The organism is Halosubterraneus shenae (genome assembly GCF_050510935.1).
GTDB lineage: Archaea > Halobacteriota > Halobacteria > Halobacteriales > Haloferacaceae > JBDGPU01.
In genome coordinates, this window is sequence record NZ_JBNLVO010000002.1 from 53,136 (window position 1) to 75,391 (window position 22,256).

The window sequence follows — 22,256 nt, forward strand, 5'->3', positions numbered from 1 at the left end:
GGTCGGCGGTCGCGGTCGGCGCTGCCCTCCCCGCGCCGGCCGTCGAGACCGACAACTACGAACGCCCGGCGGCCGAGGGGTCGGGTATGCGAGAGACGCTCGACGCGCTCGCGGCGGGGGAGATCACCCCTGCCGAGGCGGAGTCCCGGCTCAAGGGGTACGCGACGACGGAGGCCGGGCGGTTCGACGCCGCCCGCGAGCGACGCCGCGGGATCCCGGAGGCGATCCTGGCCGAGGGGAAGACCCCCGCGGAGGCCGCGGCGATGGCGACGACCGCCGTGGAAACGACCGGCCGCGCGGTCGTCACCCGCGCCGACGACGAGACGGCCGCCGGGATCCGGGAGGCGATCGCCGACGCCGAACCGGACGCGACGGTCGAGCACGACGAACGCGCGCGGACGGTCGTCGTCCACGGGGACGAGTTCGAGCCGCCGTCCCTCGACGCGACCGTCGCCGTCGTCACCGCGGGCACCGCCGACCGCGCCGTCGCGGGCGAGGCGGCCACGATCGTCCGGGAGATCGGTGCCGACGTCGACCGCGTCGACGACGTCGGCGTCGCGAGCCTCCTCCGTCTGGTCGACCAGCTCGACCGCCTGCGCGGGGCCGACGTCGTCGTCGTCGCCGCCGGCCGCGAGGGGGCGCTGCCGACCGTCGTCGCCGGGCTCGTCGACGCCCCCGTCATCGCGCTGCCGGTCGCGTCGGGGTACGGCGTCGGTGGCGACGGCGAAGCCGCGCTCTACGGGGCGCTCCAGTCCTGTACCGTCCTCTCGACCGTCAACGTCGACGCCGGCTTCGTCGCGGGCGCGCAGGCCGGCCTGATCGCGCGAGCGGTCGACGCGGCCCGGGACTCATAGCTATCGAACTGGCCCGGATCCACTCGTCGATCTCGCCCGCTCACGAGCGGCTGCACGGTCGTGTATCCGGGCGGGAAACACCCAAAAGTATAAAACAGAAAATCGGCGGTAGAGTGGGTCGAGGTTGCCATAAATAGGCATAGAGGAAGGGTATTTGGGTATTCGTCCCATACATTGGATGCCGGCAGCTGTGGATGCCGGCCCACCATGACAAGCTGCGACCACTGCGGGTCACACGTGTCGGATCGCTTCGCGCGCGTATTCGCCGACGAGCACGGGCGGCTCAACGCCTGTCCGTCGTGCTCGGCGAACGCCGGGATCGCGGAAGTGGCCCAGGAACGGACCCGCCAGCAGGACTGATCCCCGCCAGCTGCGGCGGGACGTCCCCGCAGGTCCCTGCCGCGGTCGTCCCGGAGCTGCCAGTCCCCGCCTTCTTTAGGCCCAGTCCCTCACCGCCAGCTGTGCATTACGTCTACGTCCTGCGCTGTGCCGACGACACCCTCTACACGGGGTACACCACGGACGTCGAGCGCCGCGTCGCGGAGCACGACGCCGGCGAGGGCGCGAAGTACACCCGCGGGCGGACGCCGGTCGAGCTGGTCCACGTCGAGGAGTTCGCCGACAAGTCGACCGCGATGTCCCGCGAGTACGAGATCAAGCAGCTTCAGCGTTCGAAGAAGGAGCGGCTCGTCGCGGCGGACTCTGGCGATTCGGACCGTTCCTAGTCCCGCAGTCGTTCCGCGTGGTCGGTGACGACGCGGCCGAGCTTCTCCGTGCGCTTCCGGAGGTCCTCGTCGCGGAACGCGCCGTCGTCGTCGAACGCGCCGGAGGCGTTCCGGATGCCGACCTGGTGCGGGACGACCCAGCCGTGGACGCCGCGGACGGTCGAGCGCATGTGGTCGAGCGTGACCCCGTAGGTCCCGCCCCCGGCTGTCGCCAGGAGGCCGACGGCGGTGTCCTCGAACTCGTCGAACGAGCAGTAGTCGTGGAAATTGCGGAACGCCGACGAGTAGGAGCCGTGATACACCGGCGACCCGAGGAGGAGCCCGTCGGCTTCCCGCGCGATCCGCTTGACCTCCTCGCTGTCGCCCTGGCCGTCCGCGTCCGGGTCGTACAGGGGGAGGTCGTACTCCTTCAGGTCGAGCAGCTCCGTCTCCGCGCCCGCCGCGGCGGCCCCGCGGAGCGCGTGCTCGAGGGCGATTCGCGTGTAGCTCCCATCGCGGAGGCTCCCGCAGACGGCGACGACCGTGGTCATGGGTGTGCTGCGTGATGGCTGGCTAAAAACGGTCCGAGACGCTCTCGCGAGATTGCGGATTGTGGGGTTTCGCGTGTGGTTGTTAGGCTGATCGTCGCCTGCGAGACTTATCGGAGTTTCTCGGGAGCTCCCGCCGCTGAGCAGTTATGCTTATAAATGAGATTGGCCGTCGTCGCTTGAGACACCACTCGGCATGCCCGGAAAGCCCCAGCAGCTGAGCGGTCGCGCTTATAAACGAGGGCGTCTAACGTCGCCAGCGACACCACTCGGCATGCCCAGAAAGCCCCAGCCGCTGAGCGGTCGCGCTGCTCGCTGCGCGCCTCACGGCTCACTCGCTTCGCTCGTTCGCCGTTGCGGTGCTAGCGTCGCAGGGCGTCCCGCTCAGCGGCTGCCCCTTTCAGTCCCGCCCGGGAGTGGTCGCCGGGCGTCGCGCGCGGCGGTTGGTCTGCGGTCGACGTTCGCCGGCTGGTCGGCGTGCGGTGCGGGGCGGCGGCGCGCGCGAGCAACGCGTGCGAGGGAGGCCGGCGGCGCGCCGATGCTGTGCGGGACCGGCGCGCCCCGGCTGAGGCTGGGGAGGGCTGAGGATTGCGGTTGCGGTGCTGTCGCGGTGGCGGTTGCGGTGCTGTCGCGGTGGCGGTTGCGGTGCTGTCGCGGTCCTGGCGGACTGAAAGGGCGCGGCCGGTCGCGCCGGAGGGTAGTCGCTGAGTCGACCTCTATCCGCGCCGGGCGGTGCTGAGAGGCGCGGATATGTCGCGCAGCGACCGCGAGCGGCCGAGGGCTTTCTGGACGTTTGCGGTGCTGTCAAGCGCAGCAGCGTCTGCACCCGCGCATCCGGTTTATAAGTAAGAGCGGCCGAGGGTTTTCGAGGAGTCTGCGGTACTGTCGAGAGCGAGACCGTATCACCCGTTCGATCCAGTTTATAAGCGAGAGCGAGCGCCCATGCACTGGAAACTCCGAAGTACTCGAAATCAAACCCTACCGCTCCGACTCTGGCCGAGAAAACCCGGAAGCGGACTCCCTATTCCAGCGCCGCGAGAGCTTCGGCGGCTTCGCGCGCGGCTTCGAGGTGCTCGCGAGCGCGACGCGGGTCGTCAGTCGCCTCGGCCGCACGCGCGAACTTGGTGACGGTCCGGGCCAGCGACTCGCGGGCGGCCTGCAGGTCCGCGGGCGCGTCGGCGGCGGGCTCGGTCGTGGGGGTCGACTGCTGGGTCGGAGTCGACTGCTGGGTCGGAGTCGACTGCTGCGACTGCTGGGACTGCTGTGTCGGCGTCGACTGCTGCGCGGGGGTGGACTGCTGGGACTGCTGCTCAGTGGCTGGCTGCTGGCTCCGCGTTGCGTTCGGCTGCCGTCCGGACGCGCCGGTCGCCTCGGCGGACTCGGCGTCGACGGCACCGGCGTCCGCCTCGGACGCTTCGCTCTCGGGACCGCCCTCCGCCGCGGCCTGCCCGGTGCCGCAGCTCGGGCAGAACTCCTGGCCCTCGTGGCGGAAGATGGGGTCGCCACACTGGTTGCAGTGCTGGTTCGTCATCGTCGCGCCCTTCAGGAGGAGGTCGGACATGCGCTGGGTGTGCTGGCGCTTCTCCTTGTCCGCCTCGTACTTCTCCCGGAGTTTCTCGCGTTCCGCTTCCTTGTCGAACTCGCTCATACGTGGGGTAACGTCGTTCGCCTGCAAAAGCCCGGCGGGCTGGTTCGTCGGCTCAGGCGTCGCTTCGTCTCGTGTGGGCCCGGATCGGCATCTACTCCTCGGTCTTCGTCCGGTCGAGGTCCATCTCGCCCTCGTGGATCTTCGCGCCGTCCTGGGCGACCTGCCGGCCGAGGACGGCACACTTCACGCGCATCGGGGAAATGTCGACGCCGAGCATCTCCGTGATGTCGTCCGTTTCGAGGTCGTGCAGCTCGTCGATCGTCATCCCGGCGAGCCGCTCGGAGAGCATGCTCGCCGAGGCCATCGAGATCGCACAGCCGTCGCCGGTGAACGAGACGTAGTCGATCGTCTCGCCGTCGTCCTCCAGCCGGACGTCCATCTGGATCGTGTCCCCGCAGGAGGGGTTCTCGCCGACGTGCGTGAAGTCCGGATCCTCCATCTCCCCGTAGTTGCGCGGGTTCTTGTAGTGATCCAGGATCTGCTGTCGGTACATGTCCGAGCCCATTCCCATAGTTACCGACAGATTGACGACTCGCGGCCAAAAGGGTTCCGCAGCGCGGGGTTCGCGGCCGTTCGGTCCCCAAATGCTGGGCACGTCCCGAACGCGGGGCACGTTCCCGGACGCGGGGCACGTCCGAACGCGAGGCACGTTTCCGGACGCATTGTTCGTTCCAGCACACGCGTGGCGCGATCGCTCCTATCCGTGGAGCATCGGCACGTGGGCCTCCGTCCGTGACGGGTGTTACCAAAACCCTCCATGTGGGTAAATACCACGGGCAAATCCGACCGATCTTCCGAATACCTGCAATATTATCTTATTTCTCGGAAGAAAACCCGCACCGCAAACGTCACTCGTAAATAGGGCTCCGGCATACGCCCGAGTATGGTCCCCAGCGATCACTCGCAGTCTCGACGGAAGGTTCTCGCAGGAATCGCCGGTCTCGGCGCGGCCGGCCTGGCCGGCTGTACCGGCGGCAGCGACGAGGAAGCGCAGACGGAAACAGCCACCCCGACGGCAACGCCGACCGAAACGGAGGAGAGCCCCTACGACGTCGACGGCGACCTGACGGTCGACGGCGACTTCACGGGCGAGGTCGCCTCCGCGAGCGGCGTCGTGACGGTCGCGTCCGGCGTCGAGTTCGACGGCGCTATCGACTCCGGCGAGGGCGTCGCCGTCGAGGAGGACGCCGTCGTCACGGGCCGCGTCCAGACGTTCGGCGACGCGACGTTCGCGGCCGGCTCGACGGTGGGCGGCACCGTCGAGGCCCAGAACGTGACGGTCGGCGACGAGGCCCACGTCGAGGGCGGCATCACCGCCAACGGGAAGCTGACGGTCGGGAAGGCGGCCCGCGTCGACGGCACCGCGTCGTCCAGCAAGAACCTGGTCGCGAAGACGGACGCCGTCTTCAACGACTTCGTCGGTGCGGGTCTCGAGGCTCAGATCGGCGAGGGCGTCACCGTCGCGCAGACGCTCTCGGCCGACTCCGCGACCGTCGCGAGCGGCGCGACGCTCGAGGGCGGGGCGCTCATCACGGAGCAGCTCACCTCGAAGGCCGACGTGGTCTTCGGCAGCAACGTGACGGGCAACGGCGGCGTCGAACTCGGCTCGGGCAACGAAGTCCAGGGCGACGTCTCCTCGAAGGGCGCGGTCGTCATCGGCGCGAACTCGCTGGTCACCGGCGACGTCAGCGGCGAGACGGTCGAGCTCGGCAGCGACGTGACGGTCGAGGGCGAGGTCTCCGAGTCCGGCAGCCAGTAGACTCGCGGACGACTCCCCGCGCACACGCTTCGACGACCGCCGATTTCTTTTAAATACCGTCGCCAGCGACGGCGCTAGCGACTGTTGCGGCTCGCTCGCTAGCGACGGCACAACCTGAGCGCTGTCGGCTGTAGTCGTTTAAAAAGGGGAGTGCGGACCCGGTTACGCGAACAGCTCCTTCGCTTCCGCGACGGCGTCGACGAGGGCGTCGACCTCCTCCACCGTGTTGTAGATGTAGAAGGACGCGCGGGCCGAGGCCGCGGCGCCGAGCTTGTCGTGGAGCGGCTGGGTGCAGTGGTCGCCGGCGCGGATGGCGATCCCGTAGTCGTTGAGGATGCTCGAGAGGTCGTGGGCGTGGACGCCCTCGACGTTGAACGCGACGAGGCCGCCGCGTTCGTCGCCCGGCGGGCCGTAGATCTCGATGCCGCCGAGGTCGCTGAGCTGCTCGTAGGCGTACTCCGCCAGCAGGTCCTCGTGGGCGCGGACGTTCTCCATGCCGATGTCGTCGAGGTAGTCGATGGCTTCCGCGAAGGCGACGCCCTGCGCGATGGACGGCGTGCCGGCCTCGAACTTCCACGGAAGGTCCTCCCAGGTGGAGTCCTCGTAGGTGACCCGGCGGATCATCTCGCCGCCGTAGAGGTACGGCTCCATCGCGTCGAGGATCTCCTCGCGGCCGTACAGCGCGCCGATGCCGGTCGGCCCGCACATCTTGTGGCCCGAGAAGGCGAGGAAGTCGGCGCCGAGGTCGTCGACGTCGACGGGCCGGGTCGGGACGGACTGGGCGCCGTCGACGAAGACGTACGCGTCCTGCTCGTGGGCCATGTCCGCCAGTTCGCGGACCGGGTTGATCGTCCCGAGCGCGTTCGAGACGTGGACGACGGAGACCATCTCGGTGGTCTCGTCGATGACCTCCGCGGCGTGGTCCATGTCGAGGGTGCCGTCCTCCTGGACCTCGATGTAGCGCACGTCGGCGCCGGTGCGCTTGCCGATCTGCTGCCAGGTGACCAGCGAGGAGTGGTGCTCCATCTCGGTGAGGACGACGCTGTCCTCCGGGCCGAGCTCGTTGAGTCCCCACGCGTAGGCGACGAGGTTCTCCGCCTCCGTCGTGTTCTTCGTGAAGACGATCTCCTCGCGCCCCTCGGCGCCGATGAACTCGGCGACGCGGTCGTGCGCCTCCTCGTAGGCGACGGAGGCCTCCTGGCTCACCTGGTGGATCCCGCGGTGGACGTTGGAGTTGTAGCTCCGGTAGTAGTCGGCGATGGTGTCGACGACCTGGTCCGGCGTCTGGCTCGTCGCCGCGTTGTCGAGGTACACCAGGTCCTGCGTGTCGTTCGGTCCTTCTCCGGGCGTCGTCACGTCACCGCCGACCTTTCGATCGAGGATCGGGAAGTCGGCACGGATCGCGTCGACGTCGAACGGATACTGTTCCTGCACTCCCATTGACTACTATCACGGTCCGCAGGGTCAACACACCTTCGGTCCGACGGTCGCAGGGTAACGACTGGCGGTTACGTCGTCGAGCGCGAAATCGTCCCGGTTTCGCAAAAACAGCCGACCGTTGCGCCGGTCAGAGCCAGAGCAACTGCGCGTGCCGCGTTTCGCCGAAGTCGAGGACCGTCTCCTCGTCGACGAGGCCGGCGTCGACCGCGACGTCGACGGCCTCCGCGCCGACGATGTTCGCGACCTGCGCGCGCTGGAGGCCGTTGACGACCTCCTCGCGGGTCGCTTCACGTGCGTCGGGGCCGCCGTAGAACTCCTCGTCGACCGTGAGCGAGGCGGCGCCGTTCTCGTAGGTCTCCCCGAGGCAGTCGGGGTCACAGACGGAGACGAGCAGCCCCTCCTCCGTGGTGCGTTCGCGGAGCAGCATCTAGAACCCCTCGGGGCCTTCGCCGTCGAGGCCGCCTCCCATGCCGCCCTGGCCGCCGCCGACGCCTCCCTGACCGCCGCCGACGCCACCCTGGCCGCCGCCGACGCCGCCCTGGCCGTGCTCGTTGACGATCTGCTCTTCCTTGTCGTCGCGGAGCTCCTCGGCCTCCTCGGCGACCTCCTGTGCTTCCTCCATCTGGCCCGCCTCCTCGAGGGCGCGGGCCTTCTCCTCGAGCACCGCCGCGTTGCGGTTGCCAAGGCGGATGGCGTTGTCGAAGGCGTTGACGGCGTCCTCCGCGAGGCCGCGCTCGAGGAGGAAGAAGCCGCGGTTGTACCAGGCTTCCGCGAAGCGCGGGTCGATCTCGACGGCGCGCTCGGCGTGTTCGAGCGCCTGCTCGTGGCGGCCGAACTCCCAGAGCGCGTACGCGAGGTTCGTCTCCGCGGTGGCGGCGTGCTCCGAGTCGTCGTCGACGCGGATGGCCTCCTGGTACGCGCCGATGGCCTCGTCCCACTCCTCGAGCTCGGCGTGGGCGGCGCCCTTGTTCACGAACGCCTCCTGCTTCTCGAGGGAGTCGTCCTCGGCGAACTGGGCCGCGCGGTCGAAGGATTCGGTCGCGTCCTCGAACCGGTTGATCCCCATGTAGGAGAGCCCGACGTCGATCAGCTGGTCGATATCGACCTCGTCGCTGGCGATGTTACGCTGGTCGAGTTCGTCGGAGACGACCCGCGTGTCGACGGGGTCGACCTTCGACGTGTCGACCTTCAGCTCCGGCGGCTCGAGGTCGAACTCCTCGTAGTCCTCGTCGAAGCCCTGCCCCGAGGAGAACTCGTGGTCGCTCGTGTCCCGCTCGTCAGTCATATGCAACGAATTGGCGACCGGCGGGGGTAAGCGTTACGTCATCGCCCCTCCGCTTCGAGTGGAACACCCACACGATCCGACGGGAGGCTGGCTCTCGCCGGCGCGGCGGTTCGTGGCGAACCGACCGCCCTCGATCGAGGCGGCTCGCTCCTTGCCCGGCGCCCACCTCCTGGCTCCCCCCGACTCCCACCCGGCCGTCCCTTTTAGGTTCCGAGCCGGGGTAGCGAGGCCTATGCGCGCGTTCCTCTCCGTGGACCTGCCGGACGAGCTCGCAACGCCCTTCTCGAAGGTGCAGGAGGAGCTGCAGGGGGCCGAGGGGTTGAACTTCACCGACCCGGACCAGGCCCACGTCACCCTGAAGTTCCTCGGCAAGGTGCCGGACGACGAGGTCGACGACGTGATCGACGCCGCGGCGACCGCCGTCGACGCGGCCGACGTCGAGCCCTTCGAGACGAACGTCGGCGGCCTCGGCGTCTTCCCCTCGCTGGACTACATCAGCGTCGTCTGGGTCGGCGTCGACGGCGGCGCTGTCGAGCTGTCGGCGCTCCACGAGGCGCTGGAGGACGCGACGACGGACCTCGGCTACGCCCCCGAGGAGCACGAGTTCACGCCCCACTTCACCCTCGCCCGGATGAACGATGCCCGCGGGAAGGAGATCGTGCAGGAGGTCGTCCGGGACCACAACCCCACTGTCGGGACGTTCACCGTCGACGAGGTCCGGCTGAAGGAGTCGCACCTGACCGAGGATGGGCCCGAATACGAGACGGTCGAATCGTTCGAGTTGTGAGCTGAATTCGGGTGATTTGCTTTTGCCAGTCTCGAGAGTGACGTAGCGCGCCTGGGTCGTTTTGCTCTGAAAATTGGGTTTATAGGTGCAGACGCTGCTACACTTGCCCAGAACAGCATGAAAGCCCTCGGCCGCTCGCGGTCGCTGAGCGACATATCCGCGCCTCTCCGCACCGCCCGGCGCGGATAGGGGTCGGCTCAGCGACTCCCCTGCGGCGCGACCGGCACTCGCCCTTTCAGTCCGCCAGGACCACCACAGCAACCGCGACAGCACCGCGACTGCACCGCAACCGCATTTCCTCAGTCCTCCCCAGCCTCGGCCGGGGCGCGCCGGCCCGCACAGCATCGGCGCGCCACCGGCCTCCCTCGCACGCGTTGCTCGCGCGCGCCAACCGTCCAGCACCGCACGCCGGACACCCGGCGCGCCTCGCTGGCGAGCCAACCGCCCCGACCGACGCCCAGCCACCACTCCTGGGTGGGACTGAAAGGGGCAGCCGCTGAGCGGGACGCCCTGCGACGTAAGCACCGCAGCCAGCGAACGAGCGAAGTGAGTGAGCTGGCGAGGCGCGCAGCGAGCAGCGCGAGCGCTCAGCGGCTGGGGCTTTCTGGGCGTGCCGAGTGGTGTCGCTGGCGACGATAACCGGATTTGCTTATAAATGCGACCGGTCAGTAGCTGAGGCTTCCTGGGTATCCTGAGTACCGTCACCAGCGATGAGGACTACAACAACCACACATAATCAGCCCACCCCTGATCGACCGATTCTTGAGCGCGCGTCCCCGAGACACACGCAATGGACGGACCGCTGTGGACGGAGCGACACGCCCCGTCGCTCTCGGAGATCCGGCAGGACGACGCCCGCGACCGGCTCTGGCGGGCGCTCGACGAGCCGATGAACCTCGTCGTGCAGGGGCCGCCGGGCGTCGGCAAGACCGCCGCCGTGCGCGCGCTCGCCGCGGAGGCCCACGACGACGTCGAGAACGACCTCATCGAGATCAACGTCGCGGACTTCTTCGACCGGACGAAAAAGGAGATCCGGACGGACCCCCGCTTCGAGCAGTTCCTGCAGGGACGCAGCCGGATGGCGAAACGCGACATGATCAACCGCGTGCTGAAGGAGTCGGCCGCCTACGCGCCGATGAGCGGCGACTACAAGACACTCGTCCTCGACAACGCGGAGGCGATCCGCGAGGACTTCCAGCAGGCGCTCCGCCGCGTGATGGAGCAGCACCACCGCACGACGCAGTTCATCCTCACGACGCGGCAGCCGACGAAGCTCATCCCGCCGATCCGCTCGCGCTGCTTCCCGGTGCAGATGCGCGCGCCGTCGACGGACGAGACCATCGACGTACTCGCGGACATCGCCGACGCCGAGGACGTCGCCTACGACGACGACGGCCTCGAGTTTGTCGCCTCCGCGGCTGGCGGGGACCTCCGCCGGGCCATCCTCTCCGCGCAGACGACCGCGGCCGAGCACGACGAGATCACGATGTCGACCGCCTACGAGACGCTCGGCGAGGTCGGCCCGGACGAGGCCATCCGCGACGCGCTCGCCGCCGTGCAGGACGGCGACCTGAAGGACGCCCGCGGCGAGCTGGACGACCTCCTCGACGACGAGGGGTACGACGGTCCGGACCTGCTCCGCGAGATCCTCCGTGTCGCCCGCGCGGGATCGACGTACGACAGCGCCGAGGTCGCGCGCCTCCACAAGCTTGCGGGCGAGGCGGACCTCGACCTCGCTGACGGGCTCGACGACCGGCTCCACCTGACGCACCTGCTCGCGTCGTGGGCCGCCGGCCGCACGGAGCTGTCGACCGACCTGCGCGAAGCGCCGCCAGCCTGATGACCGACCACCTGTCCGAGTCGGCGGACGATGGGGAACCACCTCTCGCGAAACTGCTCCCCTTCGACGTCGTCGACAACGGCTGGCGACTCGCGCGGATCCCCGCCTTGCTCGGCGTGCCGCTCCTGTTCCTCGCGCCGCCGGTCGGTGTCGCGATGCTCGCGCTGTCGCTGGCGACGCTGCTGTTCCACCGCGACCCGGACCGGTCGGTGCCGGACTCGGGCGTCGTCTCGCCCGCCGACGGCACGGTGAGCGTGATCCGCGAGGAGGGCGACCGCCTGCGCGTCGGCGTGTTCATGAACGTCGACGACGTCCACGTCAACCGCGCGCCGATGGCCGGCGAGGTGCGCGAGGTCCGGCATCGGCCCGGCGCTTATAAACCGGCCTTCTCGAAGGACTCCGACCGCAACGAGCAGGTCGTCGTCGACTGCGGGGAGTACGAGCTGTTCCTCATCGCCGGCTGGTTCGCGCGTCGGATTCATCCGGCAGTTGCGGAAGGCGACGAAGTCGAGCGCGGGGAGCGAATCGGCCACATCTCGTTCGGGTCTCGCGCGGACGTGTTGTTCCCGGCTAGCGTGGAGCGGGACGACCTCGAGGTTTCGGAGGGCGAAACCGTTCATGCAGGGGAGTCCGTGCTGGTTGAATCGGTCGAGTGAGGCTCCGTTTTTGGCTGGTTTGTTTATAAGGCGGGACTCTCTGAGAGACCACTCAGTATACCCAGAAAGCCCCAGCCGCTGAGCGCTCGCGCTTTTAAACAAATTTGGTCGTCGTCACCGGCGACACCACTCAGCACACCCAGAAAGCCCCAGCCACTGAGCGGTCGCGCTGCTCGCTGCGCGCCTCGCCGACTCACTCGCTTCGCTCGTTCGTCGGCTCAGTGCTTACGTCGCAGAGCATCCCGCTCAGCGGCTGCCCCTTTCAGTCCCGCCCCGGAGTGGTGGCCGGGGCGACGCCGGCGGCGGCTGCGCCGCCGACGACGTACGCCGGCTTTCGGGCGTGCGGAGCGGAGCGGCCGGCGCGCGCGAGCAACGCGTGCGAGGGAGGCCGGCGCCGAGGCGGTGCGGTCCCGGCGCCGGCCGAGGCTGGGGAGGGGTGAGGATGGCGGTTGCTGTGCGGTGCGGTCGCGGTGCGGTCGCGGTGCAGTTGCGGTGCGATTGCGGGGTGGTGCTGTCCTGGCGGACTGAAAGGGCGCGGCCGGTCGCGCCGCAGGGGAGTCGCTGAGACAGGCCCTATCCACGCCGGGCGGTGCGGAGAGGCGCGGATATCCTGCTTCGCGAGAAATCGAAGATTTCTCGGAGCCCGAAAATCTCCGATTTTCGGGACAGCGACCGCGAGCGGCCGAGGGCTTTCTGGCTGTTGTGGGAAACCGCAGCAGCGTCTGCACCTGTTCTTCCCATTTATAAGCGCGAGCGGCCGAGGGCTTTCCCGCTGTTATGGTTCAGTGTAGCAGCGTCTGCACCTGTTCTTCCCATTCATAAGCGAGAGCGGCCGAGGGCTTTCCGAAAGTCACGGAGAAGTACTGTAGCGTCTACACCTACACAGCCGATTCATAAGCAAAATCTCGAAAGACAGACCCCCGGCTACTCGAATCAGCGTCGAAAGAAAGTCAGCGTTCGGTTGGCGGGCGGTACGTGGAACGACTGGGTGATGGTGTGGCGTTACGGAGAGACGCTTACATCGCGCCGCCCATGCCACCCATGCCGCCCATGCCGCCGCCCATGCCGCCGGGCGCGCCGCCGGGGCCGCCTTCGTCGCCGCCGGAGTCGGAGCCGCCGCCCTTGAGCTCGCCGGCAGCGATGACGTCGTCGATGCGGAGGATCATCGTCGCGGCCTCCGTCGCGGACTCGATGGCCTGCGTCTTGACGCGGAGGGGCTCGACGACGCCCTCCTCCTCCATGTCGATCACTTCGCCGGTGTAGGCGTCGAGACCGGCGCCGAACTCGCCGCCAGCGTGGCGGGAGCGGAGGTCGACGAGCGAGTCGATGGGGTCGAGACCGGCGTTCTCGGCCAGCGTGCGCGGGATGACCTCCAGCGCGTCGGCGAACGCCTCGACGGCGAGCTGCTCGCGGCCGCCGACGGAGTCGGCGAACTCGCGGAGCTGGATCGCCAGCTCGGTCTCGGGGGCACCGCCGCCAGGCAGGACCTTCCCGTCGAGGAGGGTCGTGCGCACGACGCCGAGGGAGTCGTCGATGGCGCGCTCGACCTCGTCGACGACGTGCTCGGTGCCGCCGCGGACGATGAGGGTGACGGACTTCGCGTCCTCGACGTCCTCGACGAAGATGCGCTCGTCGCCGCCGATGTCCTTCTGGGCGACGGAGCCGGCGAAGCCGAGGTCGTCGGCCTCGATGTCGTCGAGGTTACCGACGACGCGGCCGCCCGTGGCGCGGGCGAGCTGGTCGAGGTCACCGGACGAGGTCCGGCGGACCGCCAGGATGCCCTCCTGTGCGAGGTAGTGCTGGGCCATGTCGTCGATGCCGCCGTCAACGAAGACGACGTCGGCGCCGACGGCCTCGAGCTGGTCGACCATCTCGCGGAGCTGCTCCTCCTCCTGGTCGAGGAAGTTCTGGAGCTGGTCCGGGTCGGTGACGTTGACCTCGGCGTCGATCTCCGTCTCCTTCACCTCGATGGCGCCGTCGAACAGCGCGACGTCGGCGTCCTCGACGGCGAAGGGCATGTTCTCGTCGACGCGCTCCTTGTCGACGATGACGCCCTCGACGAGCTCGGACTCCTCGATGGAGCCGCCGACGACCTTCTCGACGGAGACGTTGTCGGTGTCGATGGAGTCGTCCTCAGCGACGGCGACGACCGCATCGACGACGAGCTCGGCGAGCTCGTCCTTCGCGGACTCCGCGCCCTTGCCCGTCATCGCCGTCGCGGCGATCTGGATGAGCGTTTCGCGGTCGTCCTCGGAGACGTCGATCGCCTCCTCCTCGAGGATCTCCTGGGCCTTCTGGGAGGCCTGGCGGTACCCCTGCGCGAGCGTCGTCGCGTGAATGTCCTGGTCGATGAGCTCCTCGGCCTGGTCGAGGAGTTCACCGGCTTCGACGACCGCGGAGGTCGTCCCGTCGCCGACCTCGTCCTCCTGCGTCTCGGAGACCTCGACGATCATGTTGGCCGCCGGGTGATCGATGTCCATCTCCTTGAGGATGGTAACGCCGTCGTTCGTCACGACGACGGAGCCCGTCGAGTCGACGAGCATCTTGTCCATCCCCTTCGGGCCGAGGGTCGTGCGGACCGACTCCGCGACCGCCTTCCCGGCCGTGATGTTCATCGTCTGGGCGTCCTTTCCGGAGGTGCGCTGCGACTCCTCGGAAAGTACAATCATGGGCTGGTTGCCCATTCGCTGTCGCTGAGACATATTACACCCAATGATTGTCTGTGGTTCTATAAATATGTTTTGCTCGGTGATTTCACTAATCGCGGCAGGGGAGTGGGTGGCCGAATATGTGCTACTGGTTCACAAGCCTCTATTTATAAGCCGAACACGGGGCGCCGGCGGCCGTTCTGGCTTTCGGGCTCTCGGTGACAGCGCCGTCGCTGGCGACGGAGAGTGACGTTGCTTGCGACGCGCGATGCCGTCGCTGGCGACGCGCGTCGACGTTGCTGACGACACGCAGTCGCTGCTGACTGGAAGCGAACGCAGTTCGATTCGAGCGCTCCGCAGGAGAAGTCGGTCGGACCGGACCGAGCCTGGACTACGGTTCGGGCTCGAACGCGACGTCGTTTTTCAGCTCGTTGTGCTTCTCCTCGAGGTACGAGTAGACGGCGCCGTGGGGGGCACCGTCGACCAGCATCCCGACGGCTCGTCGGACGGCCTCGACCTCCTCGGGGCTCCCGATGATCCCGACGGTCGTGCCGTAGATGACGACGTCGGCGCCGGAGAGCTCCTCCATCAGCTCGCGGGTACGGCCGTTCTCGCCGATGATGCGGCCCTTCTTCCGCTCCAGGTCGTTGTCGTTGCGCGTGTGATCGCTCAGGTCGATCAGGTCGAACGTGCGCAGGTCGTGGTCGAGCAGCGAGAGCGCGGCCTCCGGCGTGAACCCGCGGCCGATCGCCCTGACGATGTCCGGGGCGACGAGCGCGGTCACCGGGTCACCGGCCTCCTCGATCGCGACCGACCCCGATTCGGAGTCGATGTCCAGCCGGACCTCCGCCCGCTCCTCCACTTCACGCATCGTCTCGCCGCCCTCGCCGATGAGGACGCCGATACGGTCCTGCGGAACCTTCACGTGTTGCATACCCAGTTGTAGCCGACGAGTCCCTTTAAACATGTTCCGTCGAGGGGTCCCGTGCGGCCGCCTGCCGTAGTCCCGGAACAGTGGAGTGTCCCGTGGCGCTGCCGCGGTGTCCGGGTCGAGGGGTCGATCCCGGCACCGCCGTGCTCGAGGGCGTCGCCGCCGGATGTGTCCTGCCGCAATCGGTGCGGTGTGTCTGACGGCCGTCTGCCCCAGGTTTGACGGAGGACTGACTTGTGTCAGACGATATGCTCGCGGCTCCGCCATCGAACAAAAGCATTTTATTAACTGCTGATGACACAAACATAATGAGCTGGGAAGTGACGGCGTTCACCGCCCCCTTCGGGTTGGTGAGCGCCGCGCTTCTCGCCCTCGCCGTGGCGCTTGCGCGCGCCGCCCGCCGCGAGACCGACACTGGCGCGTATCTCGTCGTCGCGCTCATCGCCGGGACGGCACTGTGGGTGTTCCTGTACACGCTCCAGGTGAGCCAGACGGCGCCGGCGGCGTCCGTCTTCATCGGGAAGCTGGAGATCGCCGCGCTCACGGCCCTCCCGCCGATCTGGCTGGCCTACGTGTTCTGGTACACGGGCTACCAGTCGTGGCTCACGCCGCGGGTCTTCGGCCCGATCGTCGGGCTCGGGCTGGTGATCGTGCTGGGCGTCGCCACCAACGAGGCCCACCTGCTGTTCTGGGAGCGCGTCTGGCTGCCCGACTCCCCGGTGAACTCCTTCGAGGCCGACCACGGACCGCTGTTCGTCGCCCACGTCGCCTACGTCTACAGCCTGCTCACGGCCGCGACCCTCCTCCTCGCCGCGACCGCCCTCGGCACGCGCGGCGTGTTGCGCGCGCAGTCCGCCTCGCTATTGGCCTTCTCGCTGGCCCCGGCACTGGCCGGCGTCGCCGACGCGGCGGGCTACGCGATCGCCCCGGGACTCGACCTCGCCGCGCTGGCGACGGTCGTCACGGCGCTTGCGGGGGCGGTGAGCCTCTTCCGGTTCCGCTGGCTGGAGCTCCAGCCGATCACGCGCGACCACGTCCTCTCGGTAATGGCGGAGCCGACCCTCGTCGTCGACGGCGACGGCGACGTGATCGACCACAACCCCCGGGCCGCGGCGCTGTTCACCGGCGACGCGGACGGCGACTTCGTCGGCCGGCGCATCGACGAGATCGCCCCGGAGATCGGGGCGATCCTCTCGACGCGCTCGACGGGGGGGAACACCGAGACGACCCTCGCGACGGCGGAGGGCCGCAAACGCTTCGAGGTGACGATCACCCGCACACGGGGTCGCGGGTGGAACGGCGACGGTGGCCCCGTGGGGGCGTCCGACGGGGGCACTGGCCGACTCGACGGACCCGGCACAGCCGACGGCGCCGGCGCCGTCCTCCTGCTTCACGACGTGACCGAACGAGCCGCGGCCCAGTCCGACCTCGCGGCCGGCCGCGCCACGATGAAGGAGCTGGTCCAGGTCGGCTGCGACCTCTCGGCGGCGACGGAGGCGAAGACGGTCCACGAACGCACCGTCCACGCGGCCCGCGACCTGATCGATGCCGACCACTGTCGGCTTCTCGACGGGGAGGACTGGACGACCCTCGCGTCGACCGGGAAGACGGGCGCGTTCGACGACGCTCTCAGCGCGACCATCGCCGAGCGCGTCGCCGACGCCGGGAGCGCCCACGTCGTCAGCGACCTCACGATCCGGGGCGCGACCGTCGACGCGGTCGGCGATACCGACGGAGAATCGGAGACGCCGGACGGGCCGGACACCCTCGGTTCGGCGACGGGAATCGGGACGGACGCCGACGTCGGTGCCGACGACGGGCCGGATCCGATCATCGAGGAGACGTTCGGTTCGCTGGCGTCGGTCCCGGTCGAGGGCGTTGGCGTGCTGCAGGTGTTCGACCGCGACGTCGACGCTTTCGAGGAAACCGACGTGGAGACGCTTCGGTTGCTGTCGGCACACGTGACGACGGCGAGCGAGCAGGTCGACACCGAGGCCGAGCTGCGCGAGGAGCGCGACCGGCTCGAGGAGTTCGCCAGCGTCGTCTCACACGACCTGCGCAACCCGCTCTCGGTGGCGACCGGCTACCTCGAACTGGCGCGGGAGGAGCCGACGGAGGACCACTTCGACCGGATCGGTCGCGCGCTCGACCAGATGGACGACCTCCTCGACGACCTCCTCCAGCTCGCGCGCCACGGCGAGTCCATCGGCGAGACGGAGCCGGTCGACCTCCAGACCGTCGTTCGCGACGCGTGGGGGATGGTCGAAACGGGCGATGCGACGCTGCGCCTCGACGGCGACCTCGGCACGGCCGAGGTCGACAGGGCCCGGGTCGTGGAGCTGTTCGCGAACCTCTTCAGCAACAGTATCGAGCACGGTTCGGACGGCGGCAAGGTGACGGTCCGGGTGACGCGCGAGGGCGACCGTATCAGCGTCAGCGACGACGGTCCCGGTATCCCGGTCGACGTCCGAAACGAGGTGCTCGAACGCGGCGTCTCGACGAGCGAGGGCGGGACCGGCTTCGGCCTCGCCATCGTCGACGAGGTCGCCGAGGCGCACGGCTGGACGGTCGAGGTCGACGAAAGCGAGAGCGGCGGCGCACAGTTCGACATCCTCGACGTCGAGTGAGCCGTCGTGAACGCCGGGACCGTCGGCGCCGACGCTTGTCTCTACTCGTCGAGGTCCGCGCTCGGATCCGGTTCGGGCGCGGTGACGAACTCGCGGAGCTCGTCGGCGTCGGTCTCGATCCCCTGCCGGGAGAAGAAGTTCGCGACGTTCTCGCAGTCGCGGTCGAGGAACCGCTCGGAGTTCGGGTGGTGGATCGTCGCCGCCTGCCCGAGGTCGATGATCACCAGTTCGCCCTCGTGGATGATCATGTTGTACTCGGAGAGGTCGCCGTGGATGAGCCCAGCCCGGTAGAGCCGGCGCATGTACTCGCGGACGACCTCGTAGGCGGTCTCGGGGTTCTCGACGTTGACCTCCGAGAGTCGGCGGGCGCGGTCCTGCGCGTGGCCGACCAGCTCCATCACGAGCGTGTTCCGCTGGACGGCGATCGGTTCGGGGACGCGAACCCCGGCCTTGCGGGCGCGTTCGAGGTTGGCGAACTCCTTGCGCGTCCACGCGATGACGGTCGCCTTCTTGTCGCCGCCGATCCCCTCGAAGCGCGGGTCGCCCTCGAGGTACTCGCGCATCTGCTGGAAGTTCGAGGCGGTGATCCGGTAGATCTTCACCGCGATCTCGCGCTCGTCGTCCTCGCCGCCGAGCGCCTCGTAGACGTTGGCCTCCTTGCCGGTCGAGATCGGCCCGCCGAACGCGGAGACGTAGCCGTCCTGGACCAGCTTATAAATGGCCGCATAGGTCGCGTCGTCGAACACCGACGCCTCGACCTTGAACTGCTCCGTGTTCTTCAGGCGCTTGCGGAACTCGTCGAACTCCCGGTCCTTGCGGCGGACGATCTCGTCGGCCTCCGTGTCGGTGACGTCGATCGACTCCCACTCGTCACCGGGGTTCTCGTCCGGCTCCAGCAGCCCGAAGTCCTCTGTCATTCACTCGAAATAGGTGACCGGCACGGAAAAGGCGCGGGGGTAGCCGGGTGGGATGCGAGGGGTTGTCGTGGTCGGCCGCGCGGGACGGCGGCGGTCGCGCGTCGCCCGTGACGGAACGCTTTTCGGTCGCTCGCCCCCACCTCCGGTATGGTTTCGGCCTTCACGGTCGTCGGGGTGCTGGTGGCGGTCGGCGGCGCCGCCGCGGTCGTCCGGGACGCGAACCGGGTCGGGGTCGGGCGCCCGCTCGCGTGGGCCGCCCTCGTGTTCGCGTCGGTGGCGTCGGGGGCGGTGCTTCCGACCGTCGTCCCGGACGTCCCCCTGCCGGGGCTGCTCGTGATGGTCGTCTTCGGCCCGACGCTGTACGTGCTCGAGCGCGACGACTCGCAGCACGGTGACGCGCCCAGCGACCCGACGACGTTACCGAGTCAGCGTGTGGACTCTGTCGAGGACGAAGACTGATTCTCGGGCTTTTGCGTCGTGGTTTTTGCACGAACTGGTGCAGACGCTGACGGGATCGACAGCACCACGAACATCCAGAAAGCCCTCTGTCGCTCGCTTTGCGCAGGTTTGGACAGGTGAGACGGGATTCCTCTCGACAGCACCGCAAACAACGGGAAAGCCCTCGGCCGCTCGCGGTCGCTGAGCGACATATCTGAACCTCTCAGCACCGCCCGGTTCAGATAGGGGTCGGCTCAGCGACTCCCCTACGGCGCGACCGGCCATCGCCCTTTCAGTCCGCCAGGACCGCAACCGCGACCGCGACAGCACCGCCCAGCTACCGCAAGCCTCGGTCCTCCCCAGCCTCGGCCGGGGCGCGCCGGCGCCGCCTCGGAAGACGGTCCGGGCTGCCTGCAGTAGCGGGCTGCCGGGCTGCGACTTCCGGCCCTCCGTTCGCTTCGCTCACGGAGACACCGCTCCGGCGCGCCCCGCCCTCCCTCGCACGCGTTGCTCGCGCGCGCCATCTGCCCCGGACCGCACACCAGTCTGCCGGCGAGCGACGACCGCCGAAGAACCGCCGTCCGCGACGCGCCGCGGCCACTCCCGGGCGGGACTGAAAGGGGCAGCCGCTGAGCGGGACGCCCTGCGACGCAAGCACCGCAACGGCGAACGAGCGAAGCGAGTGAGCCGTGAGGCGCGCAGCGAGCAGCGCGACCGCTCAGCGGCTGGGGCTTTCTGGGCATGCTGAGTGGTGGCGCTGGCGTCGTTACACGCCCTTATTTATAAGTGCGACCGCTCAACTGCCGGGGCTTGCTACACGGATCGAGTGGTGTCGCCGCGAAACTAGCGGACTTCACTTATAAACGCGAACCGTCAAACCCCAGGGCGACCACGTGGTCCGACTCGAACTACGGCTCGGGCGGGTCGCCGTCGTACGCGTCGTGGTCGGCGTAGAAGTTCAGCATCCCGAACTTCACCTTCTCGGGCGCCATGTCGATCAGCTCCTCGCGCTCCTCCTGTGGGAAGGCGCTGCGGACGGAGTACTTCCCCATGTCGGCGGTCGTGTACCGCCGGTCCGCGAGGATGCGGACGCCGTAGTCGTCCGGGCCGCGAATGACCCGGCCGAGGGCCTGCCGGGTCTTCCGGACCGTCGGGATCTCGACGGCGTACGCCCAGCCGGGGTCGCGGGCCCGGCTGTTGTCGGAGAAGGACCGGTCGTACGCGTCCTGGACCGCCTCCATCCGATCCGAGAGGTGCGGATACGGGACGCCGACGACGATGACCGTCCGGGCCTGCTCGCCGTCGAAGCTGACGCCCTCCGCGAGCGTGCCCCACAGCGAGGTGAACAGCGTCGCGTCGTCGCTCTCGACGAACTCCTGGCGGAGGTCCTCCGTGTCCTTCCCGGACTCGTCGAGGATGAGGTCGCCGAGGTCGGCGCCCGTCAGCCCGCTCCCGCCGAGGCGCTCGTAGTAGCGCTCCGCCTCGCTGTAGGAGGGGAAGAAGACGAGGGTGTTCCCCGGCGTCACGTTGATCGCGTCCCGGAGGAGCGTGCCGACGGTCTCCTGCGTCTCCGGATCCGAGCGCTCGGAGGCGAACAGCGGCGGGGTGTCGACGGCGTACGTCACGCGGTTCGCCTCGGGGTAGGCCATCTCGTACGCGAGGGTGGCGACGTCCTCCATCCCGAGCACCTCCTTGGTGACGTCGAAGGGGCGCAGCGTCGCGCTCATCAGCACGGACGCGCCCACCTCGTCGAAGAGCTCCCTGGTGACCGCCTGCGGGATGCAGGTGTACAGCTCCGCGCGGCCGTACACCTCGTCGGTGCCGCCGTCGCGCCGGACGGAGACGACCGGGTACTGGCCGAGCTCGGTGCCCTCGTCCATCCACGTCGAGATGAACTGCGCGACCTGGAGCGTCTGGCACTCCTTGCGCGTCTGCGTCTCGCCGTCGCGGTACTGCTGCTCGTACTCCTCGTCCAGCGCGCGGCCGAGCTGGACCGCGAGCTCCGTCTCGGTGTCGATGCCGCGGCCCTCGTAGCGCTGGAGGAACGCGAGCGTGAGGTCGTCGCGGCGGTCGTCGTTCGCGATGGCGACGTCCTCCCAGACCTCGCCGATCCCCTCGCGGGCGCCGAAGCCGAGGTTCTCGTCGTACGTCTCCACGAGGGCGTCCCGGAACGCGCGGACGACGTTCTCGGCGGCCTCCGCGCGGGAGTCGTCGGTCCCTTCGAGCTCGTCGAGCGCGGAGTCGAGGGTGTTCTCCGTCAGCGTCCGCGTCGCGTGCTCGCGGGCCGCGTCCTCGACGTTGTGCGCCTCGTCGAACACGGTGATGATCTCCGAGGGGTCCTTCCCGAGCCACCGGAAGAACTGCTCGCGGATCTGGGGGTCGAGCAGGTGGTGGTAGTTGCAGACGACGAGGTCGACGCCCTCGATGCCCTCCTTCAGCAGCTCGTAGCCGCAGAGGTCGCGGTCGTCGGCGTAGCCGTAGATCTCGTCGGGCGTGCGCACGTCGTCGAAGAGCCACTCGTAGAACTCGTCGGTGTTCCGGACGAGGTTGTTGTGGTAGTGCTCACAGACGTTCGTCGCCTCGAACTCGTCGAGCTCCGCCTCGATGTCGTCGAGCTCGTCCATGACGGCCTCCCGGGCCTCCGCGGCGTTGGCGTCGCCCTGGCGGCTCTCGGCGAGCAGTTCGCGCTGGCGCTCCTCGAGCTCGGCCTTGTCGGTCTCCTTCTCGACCATCGAGCGCGTCGTGTCGCGCAACGTCTGACACTCCTGGTAGTCGACGTCGATGTGGCACATCGACGACTTCCCTTTAAATACGACCGCACGGATCGGCTCCGTCTCGTTGATGGCGCGGGCGTCCTCGACGAACTGGCGCATCTGCTGGTGGACGTTCGTCGTGATGACGACCGTCCGGTCGTGCTCGCGGGCGTGCTCTAAGGCGGGCACGAGCGCCGACAGGGTCTTGCCGGTCCCCGGTGCGCCCTCGAACAGCACGTCTTGGCCCCGCGAGAGCGCGTTGGCGACGCGGTCCATCGCGTCGCGCTGGTTCGGGTACGGCTCCTCGTACGGGAAGAACCGGAGATGCGCCGTCTCTGACACGGGAACCAGTTGTGCCCCATCGGGCTAAAGGCCTCGGGTAGCCAGGTGAAACTGAAACTCCGAGGTGGGCCGGCTCTTG

At 68.7% G+C, this 22,256-nt stretch carries 19 protein-coding genes; 9 read left to right on the top strand and 10 right to left on the bottom strand.

The annotated features are described in order from the left end of the window. Positions 1-86: 86 nt before the first annotated feature. From larB to ACQE3M_RS03525, 3 genes are all read left to right on the top strand, one after another. Entirely contained in the window at positions 87-854 is a 768-nt protein-coding gene (gene larB / locus ACQE3M_RS03515; protein WP_430504093.1) for a nickel pincer cofactor biosynthesis protein LarB, read from the top strand. A 207-nt stretch (positions 855-1,061) separates the two neighbouring features. Next, entirely contained in the window at positions 1,062-1,214 is a 153-nt protein-coding gene (locus tag ACQE3M_RS03520) for a DUF7563 family protein (RefSeq protein WP_430504094.1), read from the top strand. 101 nt (positions 1,215-1,315) lie between these two features. Further along, complete coding sequence (locus ACQE3M_RS03525) at positions 1,316-1,579, top strand: GIY-YIG nuclease family protein (RefSeq protein WP_430504095.1); 264 nt, start codon at positions 1,316-1,318, stop codon at positions 1,577-1,579. Here the strand turns inward: ACQE3M_RS03525 and ACQE3M_RS03530 are convergent. The 3 genes from ACQE3M_RS03530 to sufU form a co-directional block, all read right to left on the bottom strand. Then, on the bottom strand, positions 1,576-2,109 hold the full coding sequence (locus tag ACQE3M_RS03530; RefSeq protein WP_430504096.1) for an NADPH-dependent FMN reductase: 534 nt from the start codon (positions 2,107-2,109) through the stop codon (positions 1,576-1,578). The two genes, ACQE3M_RS03525 and ACQE3M_RS03530, sit on opposite strands and share 4 nt — an antisense overlap. Positions 2,110-3,127: 1,018 nt before the next feature. Beyond that, on the bottom strand, positions 3,128-3,754 hold the full coding sequence (locus tag ACQE3M_RS03535) for an Sjogren's syndrome/scleroderma autoantigen 1 family protein (protein WP_430504097.1): 627 nt from the start codon (positions 3,752-3,754) through the stop codon (positions 3,128-3,130). Between the two features lie 91 nt (positions 3,755-3,845). Next, positions 3,846-4,265 (bottom strand): Fe-S cluster assembly sulfur transfer protein SufU, encoded by a 420-nt coding sequence (gene sufU, locus ACQE3M_RS03540; protein ID WP_430504098.1) that lies wholly within the window; start codon positions 4,263-4,265, stop codon positions 3,846-3,848. 372 nt (positions 4,266-4,637) lie between these two features. Here sufU and ACQE3M_RS03545 point away from each other — a divergent pair, with 372 nt between their 5' ends. After that, positions 4,638-5,513, top strand: a complete 876-nt coding sequence (locus ACQE3M_RS03545; RefSeq protein ID WP_430504099.1) for a polymer-forming cytoskeletal protein — start codon at positions 4,638-4,640, stop codon at positions 5,511-5,513. Positions 5,514-5,675: 162 nt separating this feature from the next. On the opposite strand, the gene ACQE3M_RS03550 is transcribed toward ACQE3M_RS03545, so the two are convergent. From ACQE3M_RS03550 to ACQE3M_RS03560, 3 genes are all read right to left on the bottom strand, one after another. Further along, positions 5,676-6,947 carry an aminotransferase class V-fold PLP-dependent enzyme gene (locus ACQE3M_RS03550; RefSeq protein WP_430504683.1) on the bottom strand — a complete coding sequence of 424 codons (1,272 nt, stop codon included), beginning with the start codon at positions 6,945-6,947 and terminating at the stop codon, positions 5,676-5,678. A 133-nt stretch (positions 6,948-7,080) separates the two neighbouring features. Beyond that, entirely contained in the window at positions 7,081-7,380 is a 300-nt protein-coding gene (locus tag ACQE3M_RS03555) for a DUF424 domain-containing protein (RefSeq protein WP_430504100.1), read from the bottom strand. Next, positions 7,381-8,238 carry a tetratricopeptide repeat protein gene (locus tag ACQE3M_RS03560; protein WP_430504101.1) on the bottom strand — a complete coding sequence of 286 codons (858 nt, stop codon included), beginning with the start codon at positions 8,236-8,238 and terminating at the stop codon, positions 7,381-7,383. A 232-nt stretch (positions 8,239-8,470) separates the two neighbouring features. Between ACQE3M_RS03560 and thpR the strand changes: the two genes are divergently transcribed. The 3 genes from thpR to ACQE3M_RS03575 all read left to right on the top strand — a co-directional run bounded on the left by thpR (position 8,471) and on the right by ACQE3M_RS03575 (position 11,521). Then, a complete protein-coding gene (thpR, locus tag ACQE3M_RS03565; RefSeq protein ID WP_430504102.1) occupies positions 8,471-9,025 on the top strand; it encodes an RNA 2',3'-cyclic phosphodiesterase in 555 nt (184 codons plus the stop codon). A 790-nt stretch (positions 9,026-9,815) separates the two neighbouring features. Further along, positions 9,816-10,865 (top strand): AAA family ATPase, encoded by a 1,050-nt coding sequence (locus ACQE3M_RS03570; protein WP_430504103.1) that lies wholly within the window; start codon positions 9,816-9,818, stop codon positions 10,863-10,865. Continuing rightward, positions 10,865-11,521, top strand: coding sequence for a protein sorting system archaetidylserine decarboxylase (locus ACQE3M_RS03575; protein ID WP_430504104.1), 657 nt, complete (start codon positions 10,865-10,867; stop codon positions 11,519-11,521). Before ACQE3M_RS03570 ends, ACQE3M_RS03575 begins: the two co-directional genes overlap by 1 nt. Before the next feature lie 1,016 nt (positions 11,522-12,537). Here the strand turns inward: ACQE3M_RS03575 and thsA are convergent. Both thsA and ACQE3M_RS03585 read right to left on the bottom strand, forming a co-directional pair. After that, a complete protein-coding gene (thsA, locus tag ACQE3M_RS03580; protein ID WP_430504685.1) occupies positions 12,538-14,190 on the bottom strand; it encodes a thermosome subunit alpha in 1,653 nt (550 codons plus the stop codon). A 370-nt stretch (positions 14,191-14,560) separates the two neighbouring features. Continuing rightward, positions 14,561-15,103: a KH domain-containing protein gene (locus tag ACQE3M_RS03585; protein WP_430504105.1), complete on the bottom strand. Its 543-nt coding sequence runs from the start codon at positions 15,101-15,103 to the stop codon at positions 14,561-14,563. Between the two features lie 305 nt (positions 15,104-15,408). Between ACQE3M_RS03585 and ACQE3M_RS03590 the strand changes: the two genes are divergently transcribed. Further along, positions 15,409-17,727 (top strand): histidine kinase N-terminal 7TM domain-containing protein, encoded by a 2,319-nt coding sequence (locus ACQE3M_RS03590; RefSeq protein ID WP_430504106.1) that lies wholly within the window; start codon positions 15,409-15,411, stop codon positions 17,725-17,727. A 41-nt stretch (positions 17,728-17,768) separates the two neighbouring features. Here the strand turns inward: ACQE3M_RS03590 and rio1 are convergent, their stop codons facing one another. After that, positions 17,769-18,644: a serine/threonine-protein kinase Rio1 gene (gene rio1, locus ACQE3M_RS03595; RefSeq protein WP_430504107.1), complete on the bottom strand. Its 876-nt coding sequence runs from the start codon at positions 18,642-18,644 to the stop codon at positions 17,769-17,771. Positions 18,645-18,791: 147 nt separating this feature from the next. On the opposite strand from rio1, the gene ACQE3M_RS03600 reads away from it, so the two are divergent. Next, the gene (locus ACQE3M_RS03600; RefSeq protein WP_430504108.1) at positions 18,792-19,103 is read left to right on the top strand and encodes a hypothetical protein; all 312 of its coding nucleotides are present in this window, start codon (positions 18,792-18,794) and stop codon (positions 19,101-19,103) included. Between the two features lie 887 nt (positions 19,104-19,990). On the opposite strand, the gene ACQE3M_RS03605 is transcribed toward ACQE3M_RS03600, so the two are convergent. Continuing rightward, complete coding sequence (locus ACQE3M_RS03605; RefSeq protein ID WP_430504109.1) at positions 19,991-22,177, bottom strand: ATP-dependent DNA helicase; 2,187 nt, start codon at positions 22,175-22,177, stop codon at positions 19,991-19,993. Positions 22,178-22,256: the final 79 nt, after the last annotated feature.

Excerpts from the sequence above, each read along its gene's own strand:
- larB (WP_430504093.1), top strand. The coding sequence starts at position 87 with ATGCGAGAGACGCTCGACGCGCTCGCGGCGGGGGAGATCACCCCTGCC.
- ACQE3M_RS03520 (WP_430504094.1), top strand. The coding sequence starts at position 1,062 with ATGACAAGCTGCGACCACTGCGGGTCACACGTGTCGGATCGCTTCGCG.
- ACQE3M_RS03530 (WP_430504096.1), bottom strand. The coding sequence starts at position 2,109 with ATGACCACGGTCGTCGCCGTCTGCGGGAGCCTCCGCGATGGGAGCTAC.
- ACQE3M_RS03535 (WP_430504097.1), bottom strand. The coding sequence starts at position 3,754 with ATGAGCGAGTTCGACAAGGAAGCGGAACGCGAGAAACTCCGGGAGAAG.
- sufU (WP_430504098.1), bottom strand. The coding sequence starts at position 4,265 with ATGGGAATGGGCTCGGACATGTACCGACAGCAGATCCTGGATCACTAC.
- ACQE3M_RS03545 (WP_430504099.1), top strand. The coding sequence starts at position 4,638 with ATGGTCCCCAGCGATCACTCGCAGTCTCGACGGAAGGTTCTCGCAGGA.
- ACQE3M_RS03555 (WP_430504100.1), bottom strand. The coding sequence starts at position 7,380 with ATGCTGCTCCGCGAACGCACCACGGAGGAGGGGCTGCTCGTCTCCGTC.
- ACQE3M_RS03560 (WP_430504101.1), bottom strand. The coding sequence starts at position 8,238 with ATGACTGACGAGCGGGACACGAGCGACCACGAGTTCTCCTCGGGGCAG.
- thpR (WP_430504102.1), top strand. The coding sequence starts at position 8,471 with ATGCGCGCGTTCCTCTCCGTGGACCTGCCGGACGAGCTCGCAACGCCC.
- ACQE3M_RS03570 (WP_430504103.1), top strand. The coding sequence starts at position 9,816 with ATGGACGGACCGCTGTGGACGGAGCGACACGCCCCGTCGCTCTCGGAG.
- ACQE3M_RS03575 (WP_430504104.1), top strand. The coding sequence starts at position 10,865 with ATGACCGACCACCTGTCCGAGTCGGCGGACGATGGGGAACCACCTCTC.
- thsA (WP_430504685.1), bottom strand. The coding sequence starts at position 14,190 with ATGATTGTACTTTCCGAGGAGTCGCAGCGCACCTCCGGAAAGGACGCC.
- ACQE3M_RS03585 (WP_430504105.1), bottom strand. The coding sequence starts at position 15,103 with ATGCAACACGTGAAGGTTCCGCAGGACCGTATCGGCGTCCTCATCGGC.
- ACQE3M_RS03590 (WP_430504106.1), top strand. The coding sequence starts at position 15,409 with ATGAGCTGGGAAGTGACGGCGTTCACCGCCCCCTTCGGGTTGGTGAGC.
- rio1 (WP_430504107.1), bottom strand. The coding sequence starts at position 18,644 with ATGACAGAGGACTTCGGGCTGCTGGAGCCGGACGAGAACCCCGGTGAC.
- ACQE3M_RS03600 (WP_430504108.1), top strand. The coding sequence starts at position 18,792 with ATGGTTTCGGCCTTCACGGTCGTCGGGGTGCTGGTGGCGGTCGGCGGC.